The 21,653-nt window shown below is 54.8% G+C and carries 17 protein-coding genes; 5 read left to right on the top strand and 12 right to left on the bottom strand.

Annotation, left to right across the window (positions count from 1 at the left end):
* The first annotated feature begins 115 nt into the window (after positions 1–115).
* Positions 116–1,606, top strand: coding sequence for an NCS1 family nucleobase:cation symporter-1 (locus M2298_RS10545; RefSeq protein WP_280648490.1), 1,491 nt, complete (start codon positions 116–118; stop codon positions 1,604–1,606).
* A gap of 135 nt (positions 1,607–1,741) precedes the next feature.
* Here the strand turns inward: M2298_RS10545 and M2298_RS10540 are convergent, their stop codons facing one another.
* The 6 genes from M2298_RS10540 to M2298_RS10515 all read right to left on the bottom strand — a co-directional run bounded on the left by M2298_RS10540 (position 1,742) and on the right by M2298_RS10515 (position 9,280).
* On the bottom strand, positions 1,742–3,454 hold the full coding sequence (locus M2298_RS10540; RefSeq protein WP_122965415.1) for a methyl-accepting chemotaxis protein: 1,713 nt from the start codon (positions 3,452–3,454) through the stop codon (positions 1,742–1,744).
* Positions 3,455–3,560: 106 nt separating this feature from the next.
* Positions 3,561–4,079 carry a hypothetical protein gene (locus M2298_RS10535; protein ID WP_122965414.1) on the bottom strand — a complete coding sequence of 173 codons (519 nt, stop codon included), beginning with the start codon at positions 4,077–4,079 and terminating at the stop codon, positions 3,561–3,563.
* 69 nt (positions 4,080–4,148) lie between these two features.
* On the bottom strand, positions 4,149–5,039 hold the full coding sequence (locus M2298_RS10530; RefSeq protein ID WP_173596574.1) for a nitrilase-related carbon-nitrogen hydrolase: 891 nt from the start codon (positions 5,037–5,039) through the stop codon (positions 4,149–4,151).
* A gap of 34 nt (positions 5,040–5,073) precedes the next feature.
* Positions 5,074–6,459, bottom strand: coding sequence for a dihydropyrimidinase (hydA, locus tag M2298_RS10525; RefSeq protein ID WP_173596573.1), 1,386 nt, complete (start codon positions 6,457–6,459; stop codon positions 5,074–5,076).
* 97 nt (positions 6,460–6,556) lie between these two features.
* A complete protein-coding gene (gene preA / locus M2298_RS10520) occupies positions 6,557–7,834 on the bottom strand; it encodes an NAD-dependent dihydropyrimidine dehydrogenase subunit PreA (RefSeq protein ID WP_122965411.1) in 1,278 nt (425 codons plus the stop codon).
* 102 nt (positions 7,835–7,936) lie between these two features.
* Positions 7,937–9,280 carry an NAD(P)-dependent oxidoreductase gene (locus M2298_RS10515; RefSeq protein WP_280648489.1) on the bottom strand — a complete coding sequence of 448 codons (1,344 nt, stop codon included), beginning with the start codon at positions 9,278–9,280 and terminating at the stop codon, positions 7,937–7,939.
* Positions 9,281–9,469: 189 nt separating this feature from the next.
* Between M2298_RS10515 and M2298_RS10510 the strand changes: the two genes are divergently transcribed.
* Positions 9,470–9,991 carry a hypothetical protein gene (locus tag M2298_RS10510; RefSeq protein WP_217021233.1) on the top strand — a complete coding sequence of 174 codons (522 nt, stop codon included), beginning with the start codon at positions 9,470–9,472 and terminating at the stop codon, positions 9,989–9,991.
* Between the two features lie 9 nt (positions 9,992–10,000).
* A complete protein-coding gene (locus M2298_RS10505) occupies positions 10,001–10,408 on the top strand; it encodes a hypothetical protein (RefSeq protein ID WP_122965408.1) in 408 nt (135 codons plus the stop codon).
* Between the two features lie 53 nt (positions 10,409–10,461).
* Here the strand turns inward: M2298_RS10505 and M2298_RS10500 are convergent, their stop codons facing one another.
* The 3 genes from M2298_RS10500 to M2298_RS10490 form a co-directional block, all read right to left on the bottom strand.
* Entirely contained in the window at positions 10,462–11,727 is a 1,266-nt protein-coding gene (locus M2298_RS10500) for a hypothetical protein (RefSeq protein ID WP_280648488.1), read from the bottom strand.
* 178 nt (positions 11,728–11,905) lie between these two features.
* A complete protein-coding gene (locus tag M2298_RS10495) occupies positions 11,906–13,240 on the bottom strand; it encodes a hypothetical protein (RefSeq protein WP_217021241.1) in 1,335 nt (444 codons plus the stop codon).
* A 193-nt stretch (positions 13,241–13,433) separates the two neighbouring features.
* The gene (locus M2298_RS10490) at positions 13,434–14,018 is read right to left on the bottom strand and encodes an LOG family protein (RefSeq protein ID WP_122965406.1); all 585 of its coding nucleotides are present in this window, start codon (positions 14,016–14,018) and stop codon (positions 13,434–13,436) included.
* Between the two features lie 95 nt (positions 14,019–14,113).
* Here M2298_RS10490 and M2298_RS10485 point away from each other — a divergent pair, with 95 nt between their 5' ends.
* A complete protein-coding gene (locus tag M2298_RS10485; RefSeq protein WP_217021243.1) occupies positions 14,114–14,434 on the top strand; it encodes a MazG nucleotide pyrophosphohydrolase domain-containing protein in 321 nt (106 codons plus the stop codon).
* Positions 14,435–14,523: 89 nt separating this feature from the next.
* Here the strand turns inward: M2298_RS10485 and M2298_RS10480 are convergent, their stop codons facing one another.
* Both M2298_RS10480 and M2298_RS10475 read right to left on the bottom strand, forming a co-directional pair.
* Positions 14,524–15,888, bottom strand: a complete 1,365-nt coding sequence (locus tag M2298_RS10480; protein WP_122965404.1) for an aspartate aminotransferase family protein — start codon at positions 15,886–15,888, stop codon at positions 14,524–14,526.
* A 14-nt stretch (positions 15,889–15,902) separates the two neighbouring features.
* Positions 15,903–17,411 carry a CoA-acylating methylmalonate-semialdehyde dehydrogenase gene (locus M2298_RS10475; RefSeq protein WP_217021245.1) on the bottom strand — a complete coding sequence of 503 codons (1,509 nt, stop codon included), beginning with the start codon at positions 17,409–17,411 and terminating at the stop codon, positions 15,903–15,905.
* Positions 17,412–17,582: 171 nt separating this feature from the next.
* Between M2298_RS10475 and M2298_RS10470 the strand changes: the two genes are divergently transcribed.
* Positions 17,583–19,229 (top strand): PucR family transcriptional regulator, encoded by a 1,647-nt coding sequence (locus M2298_RS10470; RefSeq protein WP_280648487.1) that lies wholly within the window; start codon positions 17,583–17,585, stop codon positions 19,227–19,229.
* Between the two features lie 48 nt (positions 19,230–19,277).
* On the opposite strand, the gene M2298_RS10465 is transcribed toward M2298_RS10470, so the two are convergent.
* A complete protein-coding gene (locus M2298_RS10465; RefSeq protein ID WP_173599518.1) occupies positions 19,278–21,530 on the bottom strand; it encodes a S8 family serine peptidase in 2,253 nt (750 codons plus the stop codon).
* Positions 21,531–21,653 lie beyond the last annotated feature (123 nt).

Raw genomic sequence — 21,653 nt, 5'->3', positions numbered from 1 at the left:
AAAGCTGGAATTAGGTCTTCTCTCCCCCAATATAATGTTACAACTTGTATTCGAGACAAACTGGGGGCGGTTGTCCGAATGCCAGCGGATTTTGTCAAAAAAAGGAGGGAAAGCAATGAAGACGCAGGCAGAATCAAATGGAATCGTCACCCTGACCCAAGAAGGGACGGATTTGGTCAAGGACAGTCCGCTCTATAATGAAGGGCTGCGGCCGACAACCAAAGCAGAGCATACGTGGACGTCCTACAACTTCGCCAGTCTCTGGATCGGGATGTGTATCTGTCTTCCCACGTACGCGATGGCCGCCGGACTCATCTCGCTGGGCATGAACTGGTGGCAGGCAATTTTGACGATCATTCTCGGAAACTGTATTGTCCTTATCCCTATTCTCCTCAACTCTCATGCCGGGACAAAATTCGGCATCCCTTATCCCGTGTTTGCAAGGCTCTGGTTTGGATCGAAGGGCGCGCACATTCCGGCCGTCGCTCGCGGTCTGATCGGAGCTGGCTGGTTTGGCATCAACTGTTGGTTCGGCGGTGCCGCCATCGATACGTTGCTTATGTCGATGACAGATTGGGCAAGCGTTCCCGGCCATCTGTGGATCGCCTTCTTCGGCTTTTGGCTGTTGAACGTCTGGGTCGCCTATCGCGGTCCAGAAGCGATCAAAAAAATGGAAGCATGGGCAGCCCCTATCCTGATCCTGATGAGTCTCGCTTTGCTCGTGTGGGCGCTGACCAAAGCAGGCGGCTGGGGCCCGATGCTCTCCGCTCCGTCCAAGTTCACCACCACAAGCGAGTTTTTAGTCGTCTTCTTCCCGGCCTTGACCGGAGCCATCGCATTTTGGGCGACTATGGCGCTGAACATTCCTGACTTCTGTCGCTACGCCAAAAGCCAAAAGGCGCAAGTCGTCGGCCAATCCTCTTCCTTGCCGACAACGATGGGCTTTTTCTCCTTCATCGGGGTAGCTGTCGCCTCCGCTACTGTCGTCATTTATGGAGAAGCTTTGTGGGACCCGGCTGCGGTCCTTGCCAAATTCTCGCCGTTTGCCATCTTCCTCGGTACTCTCGGCATCATTCTCGCTACTCTGACTACCAACGTCGCCGCGAACATCGTCGCGCCCGCCCGTGCTGTGGAAAACCTCGCGCCGCGCCGTCTTTCCTATGAAGCCGGGGCTATCATTGCCGGTGTCGTCTCCTTGCTCATGCAGCCATGGTACATCCTGGAGAATTTCGGCAACTACATTTTCCTCTGGCTCGGCACTTATGGCGCACTGCTTGGACCGATTGACGGCATTGCCATCGCTGACTACTGGCTCGTGCGCAAAAGACGTATCCATCTGACGGAGCTGTACAAAACTGATGGCATGTACGCCTACAAAACCGGCTTCAACAGCCGCGCGATCTGGGCGATGCTGATCGGGACCGCCATTCCGTTTATCAGCAAGTACATCCCTGGCCTGCACATCATTTGGGACAACGCCTGGACCATCGGCCTGCTGATTTCGCTGGCGATTTATACGTGGATGATGAAGAGCGACTCGACGATTTTGAGCCAAAAAGATTACGAGCAAATCACATCGCAAGCAAGAGAGTCAAAAGCTTCCTGATTTATTATCGAAATATTGCGAAATAAAGATCGGCTTCGTCGCGTTTTTGACGGAGCCTTTTCCTATTAGATGAGCAAAAAAAGACTGACAACCACGTGGGTTGCCAGTCTTCTGTTCGTTCGGGTACGCTCTACCCTACCATTTGAATTGGCTGATGGATTCTTGCAATTCATGCGACAGCTCGTTCAAATTGTTGCTGGAGCGAGCAATTTCCTGCATGGTAGCCAGTTGCTCCTCCGCTCCCGCTGATACGGCTTGCGTATGTACGGCAGCTTCCTCTGACAGCCTGTTCATCTCGTCCATGGCAGATGCAACCTGCTGCATGCTCGCAGACATTTGTTCGGTCGCTGCGGATACTTCCTGGATTTGGCCAGCCACGTCTTTGGCTGACGCCACAATCCGCTGGAACGTGTCCCCCGCTTCCTGAACGGCGACAGCCCCTCTTTTCGCCTCTTCCGTACCTGACTGCATGACGGAAACCACTTGTGTTGTCTCCTGCTGGATTTCTCCGATCAGGCGGGCGATTTCCCGAGCAGACTCCTCCGATTGTTCCGCCAGCTTGCGCACCTCATCTGCCACGACAGCAAATCCTCTGCCCTGTTCTCCGGCGCGCGCTGCCTCGATCGCTGCATTCAGCGCCAACAGATTCGTTTGGGAAGCGATTCCTGTAATCACATCGACAATTTGTCCGATTGCTTGGGAGCGAACGCCAAGCTGCTGCACGAGGTCTGCTGCGTGATTGACGCCTTGGGACAGCGAGTCGATCTGCGCGACAGCGTGCTGGATTTGTGTGTTCCCTTGCTGGGCATCATCCGCAGCCAGCGCCGACGATTCCGAAACCGCACTGGACGTGTCTGCAATCCGCTGAATCGCGATCGACATTTCCTCCATGACGCGTACGCTTTCCTGTGTGCGAAGCGTCTGCACCTCTGACGAAGCGGCAATATGCTCCACGCTGCCCATCGCTTGCTCCGTTGCGCGAACGGTCTGTTCAGCGCTCGCTGACAGCTCCTCAGACGAAGCGGCGACTTGCTCCCCTGCCACTTTTACCTGCTCGATCAAGGAACGGAAATTGACGACCAGCTCATTGAAAGCAACCCCGAGCTTGCCTACCTCGTCTTTTGCCAAATAGGTGACTGGCGCAACCGCCAAGTTGCCCTGCGCCAACTCTTCCATCCGGGTTGCTACGAGACGCAGCGGCTCGGAAATCATGCGAGAGATCAAATATCCTAAAACGCATGCCAAAGCAATCGAGGCGCCTCCTACAATAAACAGCATCAAGACGGCTTTCTCGGAATCGGCAGCGTTCTCTTGCTGAATCATATCGGCCTGGGACGATTTGTAGTTGGCCCATTCAAGCTGCTCCTGATTGATCCAGCTCAGCGTTTTGTCAGTGGCCCGATAGTAAGCGTAAGCCTGATCCGTCTTGTGCTCCTTGATCAGATTGATAACCTCTGTCTGATCTTTCTCGTACTGCGCCAAAAGCTCTGTCAGCTTCTTGACTTTCTCCTGCTCCTTTTCGTCCAGGTGGGAGTTCTGGAGATATTGGAACGTCTGATCTGCCGAAGCGACTCGCTGTTGCAGCTCGGCCATGTACCCGGCGAGAACGGCAGGAGTGGGATCGAGAATCATTTTGTAGATCAGCCCGTCGATGGCCCGGATGTCTTGCCGCCAGTCATTGATCCATTTCACTGGAAGCAGTTGTTCTTCATACATGGATTGCATCCGCTCACCGGATATTTTCACATGGAAATAGCCTGTGAATCCAACCACACATAAGAAGACAGCCATCAAGATGATCAAGCTGAACATTTTGGCCCTGGTACTGAGATTACGTAGTACATTCATAGCTGTAGGCAATCCTCCTGTGTCCAAACTAGATAGATGGAAAAGCTCGAATATTGTCTAATCTTACCAAACTACGGCGAGTACGTCGATAGTCTTGGGTGATTTCTCACAGTTCGAGCACAGAAAGGATCGAAATCGCTTTGATTTGCGCATCAGGCTCATAACAGACGTAGTACGTAAGGTCCGGGGTGATCCGATAGCGAATCCCCCGGTATCCACAGGCGAGCAAATAGGCCCGCACCTCGTCCCCTGTCCATTCCAGCCACTCCTGATGCTCCATGTTCGCAACACGCTGTTCCAGCTCTTCGGGGGAATGCCTGTACCGCAGCGCTTCCCTGCGCAGCTCGTTTTCGCCAAAGCGCTCGTCCAATTGGAGAAGCCCGGGCACATCGACCTCTTGCTTGAGCACGACAGCCTTGTCTCCGATCGTCTCGGCATGGCAAATGGCGTACTGCGCCGCAACCACCGGATTGCTTACCAGGTACACCCCTGATCCAAACACAGCTTTGGCGCTTGCGCCATTTGTAAAATGACGGCGTTCGGCGCGTTCGTACTTCTGCGCCTGGACGACTCGCATGGCTTCCTCATACTCCACTCCCCGATAGACCGTTTCTTTCCTCTTCATGCCGGAGCGCTCCTTTTTCCCGATGTGAAAAGGAGGAAGACGCATAACCGGCGTCTCCCCCTCTTTGCATTACGGCAGCAATTTCACCATGTCTTCGTACGTTTCCGGGCGGCGATCCCGATAAAATTGCCACGTATCCCGCACTTCCCTGATTTTGCTGCGATCCATGTCCGCCACGATCACTTCATCCTGGTCGCGGCTGCCAACAGCGACGAACTGGCCTCGCGGATCGACCAGATACGACTGGCCGTAAAATTCGCCCATGTTCCACGGCGCTTCCGTCCCGACCCGGTTGATCGCGGCGACGTAGTAGCCGTTTGCCACGGCGTGCGCAGGCTGTTCGAGCTTCCACAAATACTCGGACAGCCCCGCTACAGTCGCAGAAGGATTGAAGACGATTTCCGCGCCGTTCAGTCCCAACAGACGCGCCCCTTCCGGGAAGTGGCGGTCGTAGCAAATATAAACGCCTACTTTGGCAAAAGCGGTATCGAAAACCGGGTACCCCATATTGCCTGGCTTGAAGTAATATTTCTCCCAAAAACCGCAGCCGCTGCTGCCGACCCCGACATGCGGGATGTGCTGCTTGCGGTACTTGCCCAAATACGTGCCGTCCGCATCGATGACGGCCGCTGTATTGTAGTACGTGGCGATTCCGACTTTTTCGTACACAGGCAAAATGATCACGGTGCCAAGCTCCTTCGCCAGGGCGCAAAACTGCTGGACTGTGGGGCCGTTGGGCACCTCTTCCGCCGACTCGTACCATTTCGTGCTCTGCTCTGCACAAAAATACGGGCCGTAAAAAATTTCTTGCAGGCAGACGATTTGCGCCCCTTTGGCAGCGGCGTCCCGCACCATTTTTACATGCTTTTCGATTGCCTTTTCCTTGTGCAGATGCACAGGCTCGTCGCCATGCACCTCATTTTTGGCCTGAATCAGACCAATCCGTACTCGATCCGCCATGCCTATCCCTCCTCGCGCCTTCCTGTTGTAATCACTACGGTCTGGCAAAAGTGGAGCGTTTGACGTAGCGCCCTGCTCCCGCCTGGCCGACAAACTGCTTGTTGCGAACGACGAAGGAGCCGCGCGAGAGAACGGAAATGACATCGCCGTACACTTGCATTCCTTCAAACGGGTTGTAGTCCACGTTCATATGATGCGTCTCCACCGAGATCGTCCGCTGAATATTCGGATCAAACAAAACAATATCCGCATCGGAACCGACTGCAATCGTGCCTTTTTGCGGAAACATGCCGAACAGCTTGGCAACCTTCGTCGAGGTGATGTCCACGAATTGGTTGAGGCTGATTTTCTCCTTCTGCACCCCTTCGGAGAACAAGATCGTCATACGGTCTTCGATGATTGGCCCTCCGTTGGGAATTTTCGTGAAATCGCCGCGCCCGAGTTCTTTTTGCCCGGAGAAGTTGAACGGGCAGTGATCGGAGCCGACTGTCTGCAAAATGCCGTTTTTCAGGGCGCTCCACAGCACGTCCTGGTTCCACTTTTCGCGCAAGGGAGGCGACCAGACGTATTTGGCTCCTTCAAAATTCGGCTGTTCCAATGCCGTGATGTCCAGCACCAAATATTGCGGACACGTTTCTCCGTACACGTTCCAGCCTTTTTCACGCGCTTCGGCAATCCGGCGAACGGCATCGGCACACGACACATGCACGACGTAGAGCTGGGCATCCGCCAGCGCCGTAAGAGCAATCGCGCGTCCCGTCGCCTCTCCTTCCGCTTCCGGCGGACGTGTATAGGCGTGGTACACCGGATCGGTATTTCCCTCAGCCAGCGCTTGTTTGGTCAAATAATCCAGCACGTCGCCGTTTTCCGCATGCACCTGGACGAGTGCCCCCAGCTCTTTTGCGCGGATGAGCGTTTTGAACAACGTCTCGTCATCGGCCATCAGCACATTTTTGTAGGCCATAAATACTTTGAGCGAAGTAATCCCTTCGTTGTTGACGACTGCCTCCAGCTCTTCCAGCACATCGTCGTTCGCATCGGACACCATCAAGTGGAATCCGTAGTCGATGACGGCCTTGCCCCGTGCTTTTTCGTGCCAGGTAGCAATCGCGGAATGAAGCGACTCTCCCTTGGTCGTCAGGCAAAAGTCCACGATGCTCGTCGTCCCGCCGAATGCCGCTGCTTTTGTGCCCGTGAAAAAGTTATCCGAAGTAACGGTGCCGCCAAACGGCATGTCGAGATGCGTATGCGGGTCGATCCCGCCTGGAAACAAGTAACAGCCTGACGCGTCTATCACTTCCGCATCGCCTGCTTGCAATTGAGAGCCGATCGCCACGACTTTCTCTCCCTCGATCAGCACGTCTGCCTGGTACGTGTCAGACGCGGTCACAATCGTCCCGTTGCGAATCCATTTTTTCATCGCTTGTTTCGCTCCTTTCCTCTGCCGTGCGTGAATGAGACAATCTTTCCTCGTACATGCTATGCCGCTTTTGCCTCCATCATGCCAGAAGTCCCACTCACGTCTCGCAGCTGCCGCCGCCAGCAAGTGCCGCCTGACGCTGGTTCCAGGAAAGCGGCGGCTGGTTCGACGGGATTTCTACCATCTCAATCGTTCCTTCTACCGGACAGACGATCGAGCACAGATTGCAGCCGACGCAGTCTTCCTCGCGCACGACCAGCCGTTCTTTGCCAGTCGCTGCATCGCTGACGATATCGATGCACTGGTGAGACGTGTCTTCACAGGCGATATGGCATTTGTTGCAGTTGATACAGGTTTCTTCGTGAATGCGGGCGACTACTTTGTAGTTGAGGTTCAGATGGCCCCAATCCGAGTAGGTGTGTACCGCTTTGCCCACGATGTCCATCACTGACGCGATTCCCCGCTGATCCAAATAGTTGTTCAAGCCGTCGATCATGTCTTCGACAATCCGGAAGCCGTGGTGCATCGCCGCTGTGCACACCTGTACGCCAGTCGCGCCCATCAGCAAAAACTCGACCGCATCCCGCCAGTTGGAGATGCCCCCAATACCGGAAATCGGCAGGCGGACAAACGGATCGCGGGCACACTCCGCCACCATGTTCAGGGCGATCGGCTTCACGGCAGGCCCGCAGTAGCCGCCATGCGCCCCTTTTCCGTCTACGTGGGGAATCGGCAGCCATTTGTCCAAATCCACGCCCATCAAGCTGTTGATCGTGTTGATCATGCTGACGGCATCCGCTCCTCCTGCTGAAGCGGCTCTGGCTGTAAAGCGAATATCCGTAATATTGGGCGTCAGCTTGACGATCACAGGCGTCTGCGCCACTTCTTTTACCCACTCGACCTGCTGGCGGATCAAGTCGGGATGCTGCCCGACCGCCGAACCCATTCCCCGCTCCGCCATGCCGTGCGGACAGCCGAAGTTCAGTTCCAGGCCATCGACGCCGATCGCTTCCACCTTTTTGACGATCTCGTGCCACGCCTCTTGCTTGTGCTCCACCATCAGCGAGGCAATCAAGGTGTGTTTCGGAAAACGCTTCTTCGTTTCATCCATTTCCTTCAGGTTCACTTCCAACGGTTTATCCGTAATCAACTCGATGTTGTTGAAGCCGAACACGCGTTGCCCGCCAAAATTCAATCCGGCAAAACGCGAGGTGACGTTGACGATCGGTTCTCCCAACGTTTTCCAGACTGCACCGCCCCACCCCGCTTCGAAAGCGCGCTGGACTTGATAGCCCGAGTTCGTCGGCGGCGCTGAGGCCAGCCAGAACGGATTGGGGGATTGAATACCTGCGAGATTGATAGAAAGATCGGCCATGATCGGACTCCTCCATCTTTTGGCGAGAATATGCCCGCCGTACTCCCCTGATCTGCTGCAAAAACAGGCTCAGAGGGCTGCTTGCTGCGCCCGCCTGCTTGTTCAGACAGGCTGCTTCTCGCTGATCGCCTTGTGAATCGCGTGAGCGGCACGCTTGCCGTGATTGGCTGCATCCACTACCATCGCATCGGTCTTCCCTCCGCCGAAAATCACGTCCCCTGCGGCAAATACTTGCGGATTCGATGTGCGATACGTGCCTTCCTCAACCGCGACGATGCCGTTTTGATGCTGCAAGCCAAGCAGATCGATCAACGGCAGATGGCGGTTTTGGCCGATCGCTTTCACTACGAAATCCACCTCGATCACGAACTCGCTGCCAGCGACAGGAACCGGGCGTTTTCTGCCTTTGGCATCCGGCTCTCCAAGCTGCATGCGGATCAGCTCCAGCCCAGTCACACGCCCGCCTTCTCCAAGCACGCGCGTCGGGGCAACCAGCCAGCGAAACTCTACGCCATCCTGTTTGGCAAACTCGTATTCAAACTGGTAACAGCTCATTTCCTGCACGGTTCTCCGATACAAAATTTGCACGTTGTCCGCACCCAGCCGCTTCGAACAGGTCGCGGCGTCAATCGCTGTGTTCCCTGCGCCGATCACGACTACTTTTTTGCCGACCATCTCAGCAGACAGCGGCTTTGTTTTCGTCTCCTCCACCAATGTAATCGCATCCAAAACGCCTTCCAGCTCTTCCCCCGGAATCTGGAGCGAAGGCACTTTGGCCATGCCTGCCGCGAGCAAAACCGAGTCGTAGTTGGCAAAAAGCTCATCGGGCATGATGTCGACGCCGATCCGCGTGTTGGTGTGGATTTTGACGCCGAGCGCCTCTACTTGCTCGACCTCCCACAGCGAAACTTCCTGCGGCAGCCGGAAGGAGACAATGCCGTACGTGTTCAGGCCGCCCGCTTTTTCTTTCGCTTCGTACATCGTGACCTCGTAACCGAGACGGGCCAGTTCCCGCGCCGCCGACAGCCCGGCTGGTCCCGCGCCAATGATCGCCACCCGCTTTCCGGCAGGCTCTCCTTTCTGAAACAGACTGGCTTTGTTCGCAATCGCCCAGTCGGTCGCGTGGCGTTGCAACAAACCGATCATGATTGGCTTGGAGGCGTGATTGAGCACACAGGCGCCCTCGCACAGTTCCTCGGTCGGACAAACACGAGCACAGCTTGCCCCTACCGGATTGGATTCCATGATCGTCCTCGCCGAACCGAGCAAATTGCCTGTGGCGATTTTGCGAATGAACGAAGGAATGTCAATCGATGTGGGACAAGCCTTGATACAGGGGGCGTCGTAGCAGAACAGGCAGCGATTCGCCTCATCGACCGCCTCTTTCGGTTTTAGGGCGCTCACCACTTCGCTAAAATTTTTTTGCAGATCATTGGGCACGCTCATCCATACACAACCTCCTTGCCAGCTCGAATAAGATGCTTGCTATTAATCAATGTGCAAGCAACGCGTTTTATGATTGTTTCATTTCACGGCAGCATATGTTTGCGATGCAATCATTTCGCTCGCGCAGTCATGAATGATTTCAGCAGCGAATAGGCTAACAATAACCACGGCGGCAAAGGAGTTTGTCAGATGAGGGACTACGCCCAAAAAATCGAGCAGACCAAAAAACAAATCGCCGAGCTGCACGCCCTGCTTGCCGAGCTGGAACAGGAACAGCACGCCTATCTGGAGCAGTTGGAACAGCGGAAAACGTATTTGTCCTCGCGGGAAATTCTCGACCTGCTGAACCAAAAGCAGGGGCGCTACGGCAGCATGGCCTCCATCAAGCGCTGGTCGGACAACGGCTACTTGGGAGATGGCGTCGATGAACGGGAAGCTTTTCCCCTGCTCGCGAGCAAGCAAGGGAACAAACGCTTTCTGTATCCGCGCGAAGCCGTGCTGGCGTTTTTAGATGAAAAAGGACTGCTTGCCCCTGCGTATGATGTTTTGGACCGCGTGCAGCTCCGCCAGGCCAATCGGGACTTTTGCTGGGCATTGGTCACGGCTGTCTCGCGCCATGATCTTCGCTTTTTTTACCAAGTTCAATTGGAAACAACGGGAGAAGTCGTGCCGGCAGTACCGGAAGAAGAGTTGTTTTTCCCTCTCCCGTAAGGAGGCACTATGGAACTGGCCGTCATCATGCTGGAAAATACCGTGGACAATCAGGCGTTTTCCCGGCAAATACGCGACTTTCACAAAAAAAAGGGGCAGCCCCTCGCCATTCGTTTCAGCGAAGAACTGACCCATATTATTTTGGAAGCACCGTGCCTGTACATACCCGACCCGAAGCAGCTTGATCCGCGCACCATTCTGGATGGGACGATCCGCCAGGTCGCCAGCCATGGAGAAATCCATCCCCGCCACAAAGGAAAGACCGTCAATCTCCACCTCGATTCCGAGCTGGTTGCCGAACTGGAGCAAATTCGCGCGCTCGTCAGCAGCAAAACCCAGCAGGAAGTGATTCGCGAGCTGTTCGTGCGGGGCATGCGCTCCTACCTCGCGGAACAAGAAGAGGACCGAAACGAATGAAGCAACGCTCGCCTTGCCAGCTCCTGCGCAGCTTCGCGCAACGGGAGGTGGCTTTATTTTTTCCAAGTGAAGAAAATGCGCTCACCCGCGATTTGGTACGTGACGGTGTACAACTTTTTCGCTTCTGTCCCCACTTCAAAGACGATTTCTTTTTTCGTTGTGTTTATGCGGGTTTGGTTGATATCAAAAACCGTGAAGGGCACTCCCGGCTGCTTGTCCATCGCAACGATGACACTGTTCTTTTGCGCAGGAACGTGGTACGCGCCAACACCCAGCATCGTTTCGTACAAAATCCAGTTGTTGTCGAGCCAGGTGAGCTTATTGACGAAATGTCCCGGATACAACTGGGCGAGCGGCTGGTAATCCTTATTGTAAAAACGAATGTTCGTCGAACTGTACAACCCTTCCGAATCGGGCACCGCGATCGTTTTTTGATCGGGCGAGGCAATTCCTTCGCTCTTCGCTCGTGCCACGTTGGCTTTTTCCAGCTCGATTCGCTCTTTTTCCGCCAAAAAGAGCGCGTCTTCCGCTGAAATCGTCACATGCGGCAGCTTCGCCAAGGCAGGCAGCTCGCTTTTCGCCGGAAAATTGCTGTAAATCGTCAAAGTCCCATCCTCCGGGGCGCCGTCATAGGCGATTCCTCTGGACGGATACTCCCAGGCGTACGTGCCGATTCCATGCAAATGGTAGGTGAAATCAGGCTGGCCCCAGGCGGCAAAGATGGAAAATGACCCGGAATTGGCCGGCTCTGCGAGCTTTTCGCCGTATTCTTGCAAATGTCTTGCCATGTCAAGGATCGCCCGGGTGTCTGTGAGAGGATCGCGACGGTAGAGCGAAAAAGCTTTGACCTTTTCCCCGGCAAACGTCACAAACAAATAGTAATTCGGATACGCGTAACCGATCAGCTCTTGCTCCTGTTGCGAGAATAGTGGAGTTCCCAGCTTGCGCAAAAGCTCCTTTTTCGCAGTTTGGACGGTAATGCCCGGGACGATCTCTCCCGTGAACGCAGAGTCAGCCAGCACTCCGAATGCACGCTCGTTTTCGTCCCACTTGACGGCTACGCCCTTTTGAAAATATTCATATCCGTCAAATGTTTTGACTGGCTGTCCAAGCTGTCTGCGCAAAGTATCTCGCTGCCACTTGCCCGTCTGCAAAAAACCGAGCAGCGAAGTCTGGGACAGCTCCTGTACGGCTTGGGCGTGCATCCCTTGACTCGAATCCGCCTGTTGCCAGCTAGGAGCCACACTGTAGGCGGCGGCTGACACTGTTGCTGACAGGCATACGCTAGAAAACAAGGCAATCATATATTTCACAATCACGGTACTCTCTCCCCGCTTCCCTCTTGCCGGATGTTTGTCTTTTCCAGTTTACCAAATGGTTCCACTTTTCGGTGAGGCAAATTGCTTCGCAAGCCGAAAACAGGACAGCAACTGGCAAAAGCCTTGCTCCCGCGTACGGAAAACAAGGCTTTTGGACGAAAAGCGATCGCGATGGACTTTACTTCGATTCGCCGTGCAAGTAATTGAAGAACGGCTGGTCTACCCAAAACTTGTACGTCTCGACATTCAGTTTGTCGCTGAGCTTTTTCAAGCCGGCAACCACTTTTGCCGACTCCTCGTTCAGGGAGAACGTCTGGACGACGTAGCGACCTTCTTTGATCACGTTGTTCGTAATTACCGGATAATCGGCAAGCTCCGTGCGGGAATGGTAGAGCGGCTGCCACCAGGATGCTGCCAAGAGCCCGGTAGTGTCTTCCTGATCCCGTTTGGCGTATTTCAGCACGAGCGGCTGGAAGCGCTCTTTCTCAGCCTCGCTCGCAAACTCAAAGCTCAAATCGTATTCTTTCGCATAAGCGATGAAATTGCCGTTTTCGATCTGGACCACTTGATAATCATCTGTCTGCGTCGGCTCTCCCCACTCTTTCAAGTAGATGAAAGCAGACGTTTTCGGCTCAAACTGGATTTTCGCGTCGATGCCCTCGCTCTTGAGCAAGCCGATCAGTTGAATCGCATGAGTCAAGTCGCTATGTCCGTACGTGATTGTGCGCGCCGGATCAAAATGCGGGTCGAATGCCGCATCTTTCAAGTTGTAGCCTGTGTACAGATTTTGCTTCAAGCCCGTATCAATGAGCTTTTGCAGCTCCCCTGCCTTGATAATCGACGATTCGCTCCAGGCTTGCGCCAGCTTGCCGTAAATGCCCGACTCCTGCACAGTCCCGAGATAGTTCTTGTAGTCGCCGTGGAACTCTACCACTTTCGCCAGCAGCTCTACCGCCAATTCAGTTGTCGTATCGCCTTCGGCCTTGATTGCTGCCAAGGTGTTTGCCGATACAAGCCCGGTATCAATTGCTGAGGCTACTTCCTGTGCCGCTTGCAGCGAAACCGCTCCGCCTTTTTGGTAGGCAAGACCTGCTTCCTTCCAGGCAGATGCTACCTTGTCCTCGCTGTATGTGTAAGCAAGCTCAGCCAATCCCGCTGCCTTGACAGAGGCACTGATCGCTTCCCAGGCAGCGATTTTCGTTGCTCCCGCCTTCGCTTCCGGAACATAAGCTTTGGCGAGCGCTTCTTTTTCCGTTATACTTTGAGTAGCGGCCACAACTTTCGCCAGCGCTTGGGAAAATTGGCTGCGCGATACTGTTTTGTCAATAGAAATGCCATATTGCTGGGCAAGATAGCTGGCGTATTCGGCTTTGGCTGTTGCAGCCACCGTTTCTTTTGCCAATACGGCAACAGGTTGATTCGCTTGCGCTGCTCCGGCTGCTTGCGGAAGCACCAGTGCAGAAAGCAGTACCGCTGTGGCGGAAAGCTGGAGCCATTTGTTTGTTTTGATCATGACCGTTCCTCCTTATGTATGAAGCAGAAACATATAATGACTATTCCTATATGTTCACTTGGATATATGATCATTTACATTATCACTTGCTCTTACTTTGTGTCAACGCTTTTTCGTTTAATGAAAATGATTTTATCAGAAAAGCAAAGCAGTTCGCCCTTTTGAAACAGCGAACTGCTTTTTTATATGGCGGCTACTCTTCAGTCAGCTCTGACCATTTGTTTCCTTTGACAGGCGGCTTGTAATCGCGCAGACGATCGAGCAACACGGCCGGATCGCTCTCGCACACGACCAACTCTCCCTGCATCTGCGGGATGAAGCCTGTCTCGGTAGCGTGCCGCACCAGTTCCATCAGCGGAGTGTAGTAGCCGTCGACATTCAGAAGACCAATCGGCTTGCTGTGAATCCCGATCTGCCCCCAGCTCACCACTTCAAAAATTTCTTCAAACGTTCCGTAGCCGCCCGGCAAGGCGATAAAGCCATCGGACAAGTCGTTCATTTTCGCTTTTCGCTCGTGCATGGATACAACTTCATGCAGTTCGGTCAGACCCGTATGTACGATCTCACCGCGAAACAATCCTGTCGGCATGACGCCAATCGCGCTCCCTCCTGCCGAGAGAACCGTATTCGCCACTCGCCCCATCAGTCCCATGTTGGAGCCACCGTATACCAGTTCAAGCTCTCGTTTGACCAGTTCTTTGCCCAATGCTTCTGCGTACTCGGCAAAAGCCGGGTTTACTCCCGGGTTGGAACCTGCAAAAACACAGATACGTTTCATGTCATCCTCCTAGACCAATCAAAGTTGTGTGGCTGCGAGCACCACTTTTTGGTGTATAGTACAATTATACAAAAATCTAGAAGGGACAGATACGTTTGAATATCACGGAATTTCAGAAATGGGTAGGAGATTTTTACGAGGAGCGCGGTTGGACGCAGTACGGGCCGTTTATTCGCGTCGGCTTCCTGATGGAAGAAGCAGGCGAGCTTGCCCGCGCGGTACGGGCGATTGAAATTGGCAGAGATCGGCCGGACGAAGAGGAAAAAGCGGCGCATGAAGCGCGTCAGGAGTTGGTCGAGGAACTGGGGGATGTGCTCGGTAACTTGATCCTGCTCGCCAACCAGTACGAGATTCCGTTTGAAGAGATTCTCGATGCCCATAAAGCCAAGCTGCAAAAACGGTACGACCAAAAATAGCATCACAGCAAGCCGCACCTGGCCGCTCACGAAAGCGGAACGCCGGGTGCGGCTGCTTTTTTCTCTCTAGTACGCTATATAGACCGCTCCTACTCCAACGTATCGAAAGCTTCTTTCATGACGCGGGCAATAAAGTCGATGTCCTCGCTAGTCGTGGAAAACGGCGGAGACAGGGTGAGCACGTTGTTGAAGCCTGGAATCGTGTCGCCGTTGCGGCCGATGATGAGTCCGCGCTTTTTGCATTCGCCGATCACCTGTGTGAGCTTCGCCGGTGCGGCAGGCTCTTTTGTTTTGCGATCCTCCACCAGCTCGATCCCCATCAGGAAGCCGAAGCTGCGAATGTCGCCGACGTAAGGATGATCCGCGAGAAACGCCAGCTTGGCCCGCAGTTCCGCTCCCAACTGTTCCGAACGCTCGACCAGTTTTTCCTCTTCCAAAATTTCGAGGTTTTTCAACGCGAGCGCACAGGCGGCCGGATTGCCGCCAAACGTGTTGACGTGGCGGAAGTGCGCATTATTGCCCTGCTCGTTGAACTTGTCGGCGATGTCCGCCCGCACGGCTGTTGCCGACAGAGGCAAGTACGCGCTCGTAATTCCTTTTGCCATCGTGACGATGTCCGGCTTGATGCCGAAGTTTTGATGGCCAAAATGTTTGCCGGAGCGGCCAAACCCGCAAATGACCTCATCGACGATCATCAGGACGCCGTACTTGTCGCAAATCTCCCGCACCTTCGGCATGTACTCCGGTGACGGGACGAGCACTCCCCCGCCCGTAATCGTCGGCTCCATAATCACCGCAGCCACTGTTTTCTCGCCTTCCCAGTTGATCACCTGATCGAAATACTGGGCGCATTCCAGATTGCACTTGCCGTACGATTTTCCCGCTGGACAGCGATAACAGTACGGCGGCGGAACGTGCAAAAATCCTGGTGCGAGCGGCTCGTACTTTTCCTTGCGCACTGCTTGGCCTGTCGCAGCCAGCGCCCCCATCGTGTTGCCGTGATAAGCGCGGTGGCGCGAAATGAACTTGTAGCGCCCCGGTTCTCCGTTCTGGTGATGGTACTGGCGCGCGATTTTGAATGCGACTTCGTTCGCCTCCGACCCGCTGTTGGAAAAGAAGACGCGATACTCTTCCCCCAGCCACTCGCTGACTTTTTCCGCGAGCCGGATCGCAGGCACATGGCTCTGCGTCAGCGGAAAATAGGCGAGCTGCTTCAACTGCTCGTAGGCGGCGTCTGCCAGCTCCTTGCGCCCGTAGCCGACGTTGACACACCACAGGCCCGACATGCCATCCAGGTAGCGATTGCCGTCAATATCGGTGATCCAGGAGCCTTGGGCGCCTGTCACGATCATCGGGTTCGGATTGTAGGGCGACATGTGGTGCCACATGTGCTCGCGGTCTGACGCAAGCAGGCTGTCCTTGTCGTACTCTTGCAACTGTTGATCTTGCTCCATCGCGAAAGCCCCCTTTATTTGACGAACACTTTTTGCGAGCCGATGCTTGTATCGCCATCTTCAAACCATCTGGAGGTGACCGTCTTTTTCTTGGTGAAGAACATGACGCCGTCCTTGCCGTTTGCGTGGAGATCTCCGTAAAACGATTCTTTCCAGCCCGAGAAGGCGAAAAAGCCCATAGGCGCGGGCACGCCGACATTGACGCCGACCATCCCTGCTTCCACCCGCTGCACAAATTCTCTGCCCCATTTTCCGTTGTTCGTGTAAATCGTCGCCCCGTTGCCGAAGCGGGAACGGCTGATCGTCGCCAATCCTTCTTCAAAGTTGCTCACGCGCATGACACTGAGCACAGGCGCAAAAATTTCGTCGCGCACGATGACCATTTCCGCATCCGCCTGGTCAAAAATGGTCGGGCCGAGGAAATAGCCGCTCCCTTGTTGTTTCGCATCCTCCCGTCCGTCTCGCACCAACGCTGCCCCGGATTCCACTCCCTTTTCGATGTAGCTGTGGACTTTGGACAAATGCGCGTCACGGATGACCGGACCGAGATCGACGCCTGCCTCAAGACCGTTGCCCATCTTCAGTGCATTGGATTCTTCGATCAGATGCGCCACCAGTTCGTCGGCGATTTCCTCCACAGCAACCACGGCACTCGCCGCCATGCATCGCTCGCCAGCGCAACCGAACGCCGAGCTGACGATCGTTTTCGCCGCCCGCTTCAAGTCGGTATCCGGCATGACCAAATGGTGATTTTTCGCGCCCGCCAGCGCCTGCACGCGTTTGCCGTGAGCGGCCGCCGTTTTGTACACGTACTCCGCTACCGGCTGCGAGCCGACGAAGGAGATGGCCTTCACATCAGGATGCTCCAACAAGCCGTTGACGACATCGTGAGCGCCGTGAACGACGTTGAATACGCCGTCCGGCAAGCCTGCTTCTTTCAGCAATTCGGCAATGCGGATACAGGACAGCGGAGTACGCTCCGACGGTTTGAGAACGAACGTATTGCCCGCCGTAATCGCGATTGGATACATCCACATCGGAACCATCACCGGGAAGTTGAACGGTGTAATCCCGCCGACGACACCGAGCGGGAAGCGGATCGACTGGCTGTCAATGTTGGCCGCGATGTTCGGCAGCGTCTCGCCCATCAGCAAGGTCGGCATCCCGCAGGCAAACTCGACCATTTCCAGCCCGCGCAACAGCTCTGCCTGCGCCTCCGGCAAATTTTTGCCGTTCTCCAGCGTGATCATCCGTGCCAGCTCGTCCTCGTGCTTCATCAACAGGCTGTGAAAGCGGAACATGATCCTCGCCCGATCGACTACAGGAGTTGCGCTCCAGCCTACGAAAGCTTCCTTCGCAGCGGCAACGGCCTTGTCCACGTCTTCCTTCGTCGACAGCGGTACGCGGGAAAGCAGTTCACCTGTCGCCGGATTGGGCACATCCTCGAAACGGGTTGCCTGCGACTCCACCCATTGCCCCCCTACGTAGTTTTTCAATGGATTTCCAACAGTGGCTGTGTTCATCCTTTCAACTCCTTACGCTCATTTGTTTGACAATTCCATTTTATCCAAAAATAAAGCTTGTCATCACTAGACAAAACGCTAAGCATTCGGTAGCATTCATCATACATAGTGTCAATTGTCCGTTTGGAAAAAGGCTCTCTTCACGTAGACGGGCAGGAAAAGGAGAAGCACATGAGCAATGACTGGCGCTTGACGATCACAGAAGCAATCAAACGCCCGCTGTTCCAGCACGCAGAAGTGGTCGCGGGCCACCGCGGACTGGCTCGTCCGGTTCGCTGGGTGCATGTCCTGGAAACAGCAGATACGGGACAGTTTCTCAATGGCGGCGAACTCATCCTCTCGACAGGGCTTGGTTTTGGCGGGGCAAAAGAGAAGCGGCTTGCCTATTTGGCTGAATTGATTCGGCGCAAAGCATCCGGGCTGTGCATCGAGCTTGGCGAATACATCCCGGCGATTCCGGCTGACATGCTGGAAATGGCGGATCATCACGAGTTTCCGCTGATCATCTTCCATCAGCCCGTGCGCTTTGTCGATATTACCCAAGACTTGCACGAGCATTTGATCAATCGCCAGATGCAGGCTTTGCGTGATCTGGAGGCGTATTCCCGAGGCTTGCAGCAGCTCAGCCTCCAGGCGGCAAGCATCCCCAAGCTGCTCCAGCATTTTCAGGCGGCCGTGCAAACCCAGGTGTTGTTTTACTCGCCGGATGTCGCGGCCCAGTACGTTCCCGTTTTGCCCCACGCCGTCCAGGTAGAGATGAACGAGCTGATGGCATCGCTTTTTGCCGAAGAGGACACCCGTGATGCCAGCGTCCGCTTCCACCCGTTATCCATGACCAAGCAGCTCGTCTACCAGCCGGTTATGGCAATGGGGCATTTGCTCGCCTATGTAGGCGTCATTTTGTACGAGCGGGATGCGGACGAGTACATGCTGCTTGCGCTCGACAACACCGTCTCCGCCATGGCCCAGTTTTTTATGCGAAAAATGTTTGCCGAAGAACAAGCCCGGGTGATGGAAAACCGACTGTTCGACGATCTGATCGCCGATCGGCCGATGACAGAAGATCATATGCGTACACTCCTTGGGTTGTCGGGAAGCGTGAAAACAGTGAGCTACCATACGTTGATCGTCTCCTGCGAAAAATCGGAACCAGCCGCAGAAGGCGCCCTCCCGCCGCACGAATTGACCGCGATATACCGTTCGCTGTTGACGCGCCAAGGCTTTTTGCCGTTCATCCGCTGTATGGGCCACCGCTTTTATTTTTTGCTGATCGAACCGAAGCCGCGGGCAGATTCCCGGCGCGCATTGGAAAAGGCGTGGACTGACTTGAAGCGGATCGCCTTGCAAATGCTCGGAGCAGACACCCAAATTCGCTGCGGGATCGGGCGCGTGGGCAAGCGTTTGTCCGATGCGGGACGACATCTGGCGGAAGCGGAGCAGGCGCTCACCTTCCAGCGCGACTCTAGCAGCCCGTTTTTTTCCGATCTGGGGTTGTTTCGCCTGCTGTTTCACATTCCGGCCGAGCCTGTCCTGGACCATTTCATCACCGATTACCTCGGCCCGCTGCTTGCGCACGACGAAAAGCATGGATCAGCACTGACCCAGACGCTGCACGTCTATTTGAATGCCAATCTGTCCAAGCAGGCGGCCGCCGAGCAATTGTTCATCCATCGGCAAACGCTGTATCATCGCCTGGAAAAAATCGCGGAGTTGATCGGAGACGATTTCGCTTCGCCTGAGCGCCGTCTCTGTCTGGAAATCGCCCTGCACGCACAGCAATGGCTGCAAAAAGAAGACAAAGCTCTGCCTCGGTACTAGCGCAGAGCTTTGTCCTTTTCTGTTCCTTTTCCTGATCGCTGGGCTAACCTACCGCTTCTTCTTTTTTCCTGGATAGCTGATGTTCATCTGAAACTTCGCTTCTTTGCCGTCCGCAAGCTCGACGCGAATCTTGAACAAGCCGGACTTTGGCAACGACACCGTCAGCTTTTCCGGGTTATCCGTTCCTGTTGCAGCGGCCAATTCCTCCCGCGTGTTGTTGTCGTACACGTACACATTCACATCGGCTTCCTCATCCCATTGCGCAGACACGTCCAGTTCGCCCGCGTTATAGGTGCGAATCGTAAATTCCTTGTAGGGCGTTTTCTTGCCGAGTGTCCCTTTTTTCAGTTCGCTCTTGACTTCGTAGTTATCGCCATTCCCTGTCTCGCCATCATCGTCGCCGCCGTCATTGTCAGCTTTTGCCCATTTTCCCGTCGTCGCCAGAGCGTATGGCTGCGGGCCTTTCGGAATGTTGTAGCCTTCCACGGTCACCGTGTACGTCCCTTTTTCCGGTTCCACAATCCACACTTGTTCCACGTTGTTGAGGTTGTCGACCTGATCGTCATAAGGCGCTTCGAAAAAGTCGTTCCCGTTCAGGCGCTCGCCGCTTGGCGTAGTGACCTTGAGGTTCAAATCGTTGACAAGCGTGCGCCGGGCGGCAAAAGATGCGGGATAGTCTGTCCAGGCAAGCGTGATGGCAAGCGGCTTGGAGCTGTCCGTCACCTTGATCGCATACTCGGCTTTTTCTCTCGTTCGCAGCCCGTCTTGTACATCCTTGTAATTCGTCTGGATCGCTTCTTGCAGATTGGCACGGCCAAAGCCTTGCAAGCGCATGTCTTCTCCCAAATCATCTGCGCTGGCCAACAGTATGGCCTTGAGCAACGCTCCGCTTGGCTCTTTTTCCCCCTGCTCGTCCAGGTACTGGCGAATTTGCGCGACACCGCCCGCCAAAATCGGGGTCGCCATGCTCGTCCCGCTCATGTAGGCATAATAATCGTTGAAGCGCTTGTCAAAATTTTTGCTCGGAGCAAGCGAAGACCTGGTCGACAAGATGGATGTCCCTGGCGCTACGATATCTGGCTTCAAGCGTCCGTCTGCTGTCAGGCCGCGACTGCTTTCTTCCCACACTTCGTCTTGATTGTCGGAATGCTCGCCCAAGCTGGGACGAACACTCTCGCTCGCCCCGACTGCAATGACGTTTTTCGCCGTGGCAGGACTGCCGATCGTTTGATAGCCTGCCAGCCCCTTGTTTCCGGCAGCGATCAATGCCGTCATGTCGGGATGCTCCCACAAGAAGCGATCGAACAGAAACGAGCTTAAACTGTAATCCCCGTTGTCATTCGCTCCCCATGAGTCGGAGTGAATCCGCGCTCCGTCGACATACGCCTCCTGCAAAATCGTTTCCACGTCCGTCACCAGGTTGCCGCTGCGATCCTGAATCGAATGAAAGACAAGCTTGGCTCCGGGAGCCATCCCTTTATATTGCTGATCCGAAGCTTCTCCCGTTCCGAGCAGCGCGCCAGCTACGTGCGTCCCATGCCCGTGCCGATCGCTCGCATCGTCTGGTCGTCCAAGCGCGTACAAGCTTTTCACCTGGCCGGAAAAATCCGGATGCATGGAGCTGAGCTTGCCTGTATCAAGCCCGGTATCCGCTACGCCGACGATCTGCCCTTTTCCTGTATATCCTGTCGAGTACAGCTCATCCGCATGAATGATGCTGGCCGCGATGTCGTTGTGCAGCTCGTTTTGCGGCACCGGAACGATCGCGATCACATCCTCTGACTCGATGACCTGCCCAATCGCGTCCTCGTTCATCGTAGCGATCGAAATATGCGGTGCGTCCTCTGGCGTGGCAAGCCCTGCCATATCGGCGTCATCGGCTAAACGGCTTACTGTTCGCACCATGTCGACGTTTTGGTCAAAGCCGATCACCGCCACCTCTACCGCCTTGTCTTTTTCCAGCGAGGAACGCAGCTGCGGTGCCAGTTTGGCTTTCGGCTGAAACGGAACCACTTTTTTCACGAAGGAAAGCTGCTCGATTTCTTCTTGCTGCTCTTCGTCTGCAAGCTTTGCCAGGAAAGCGTAGTCCGGTATGTAATCGCCCAAAGTCGCTCCCATATCTGTCAGCTTCTCTTTCCACTCTTCACGGACAGGGCCTGACAGCTGGATGATGACGAGTTCGGACGCGCTCTTTTTGGTTGACGTTTTCTCGATCGCCAGCCCCTCTGTGGCTTCGATCTCAATATTGCCCCGTCTCTCCCCTTCTTGTCTGGCCGCCGCTGGCAAACTGGTTAGCAGCATCGTTACGGCGATGGTAGTAGATAGTGTAGCATGCCATTTCTTTTGCAACGAAAAAACACCCTTCCCCTCATGGCTTGTATTACCATTATACGGGATCGGGTGAATTGTCAAAAGAGTAGGAAG

Origin of the sequence: Brevibacillus sp. 1238 (assembly GCF_029892995.1) — a bacterium.
Lineage (GTDB): Bacteria > Bacillota > Bacilli > Brevibacillales > Brevibacillaceae > Brevibacillus > Brevibacillus parabrevis.
Note: the sequence above shows the minus strand (reverse complement) of the source record. Positions and strands in the feature narration are given on the sequence as shown.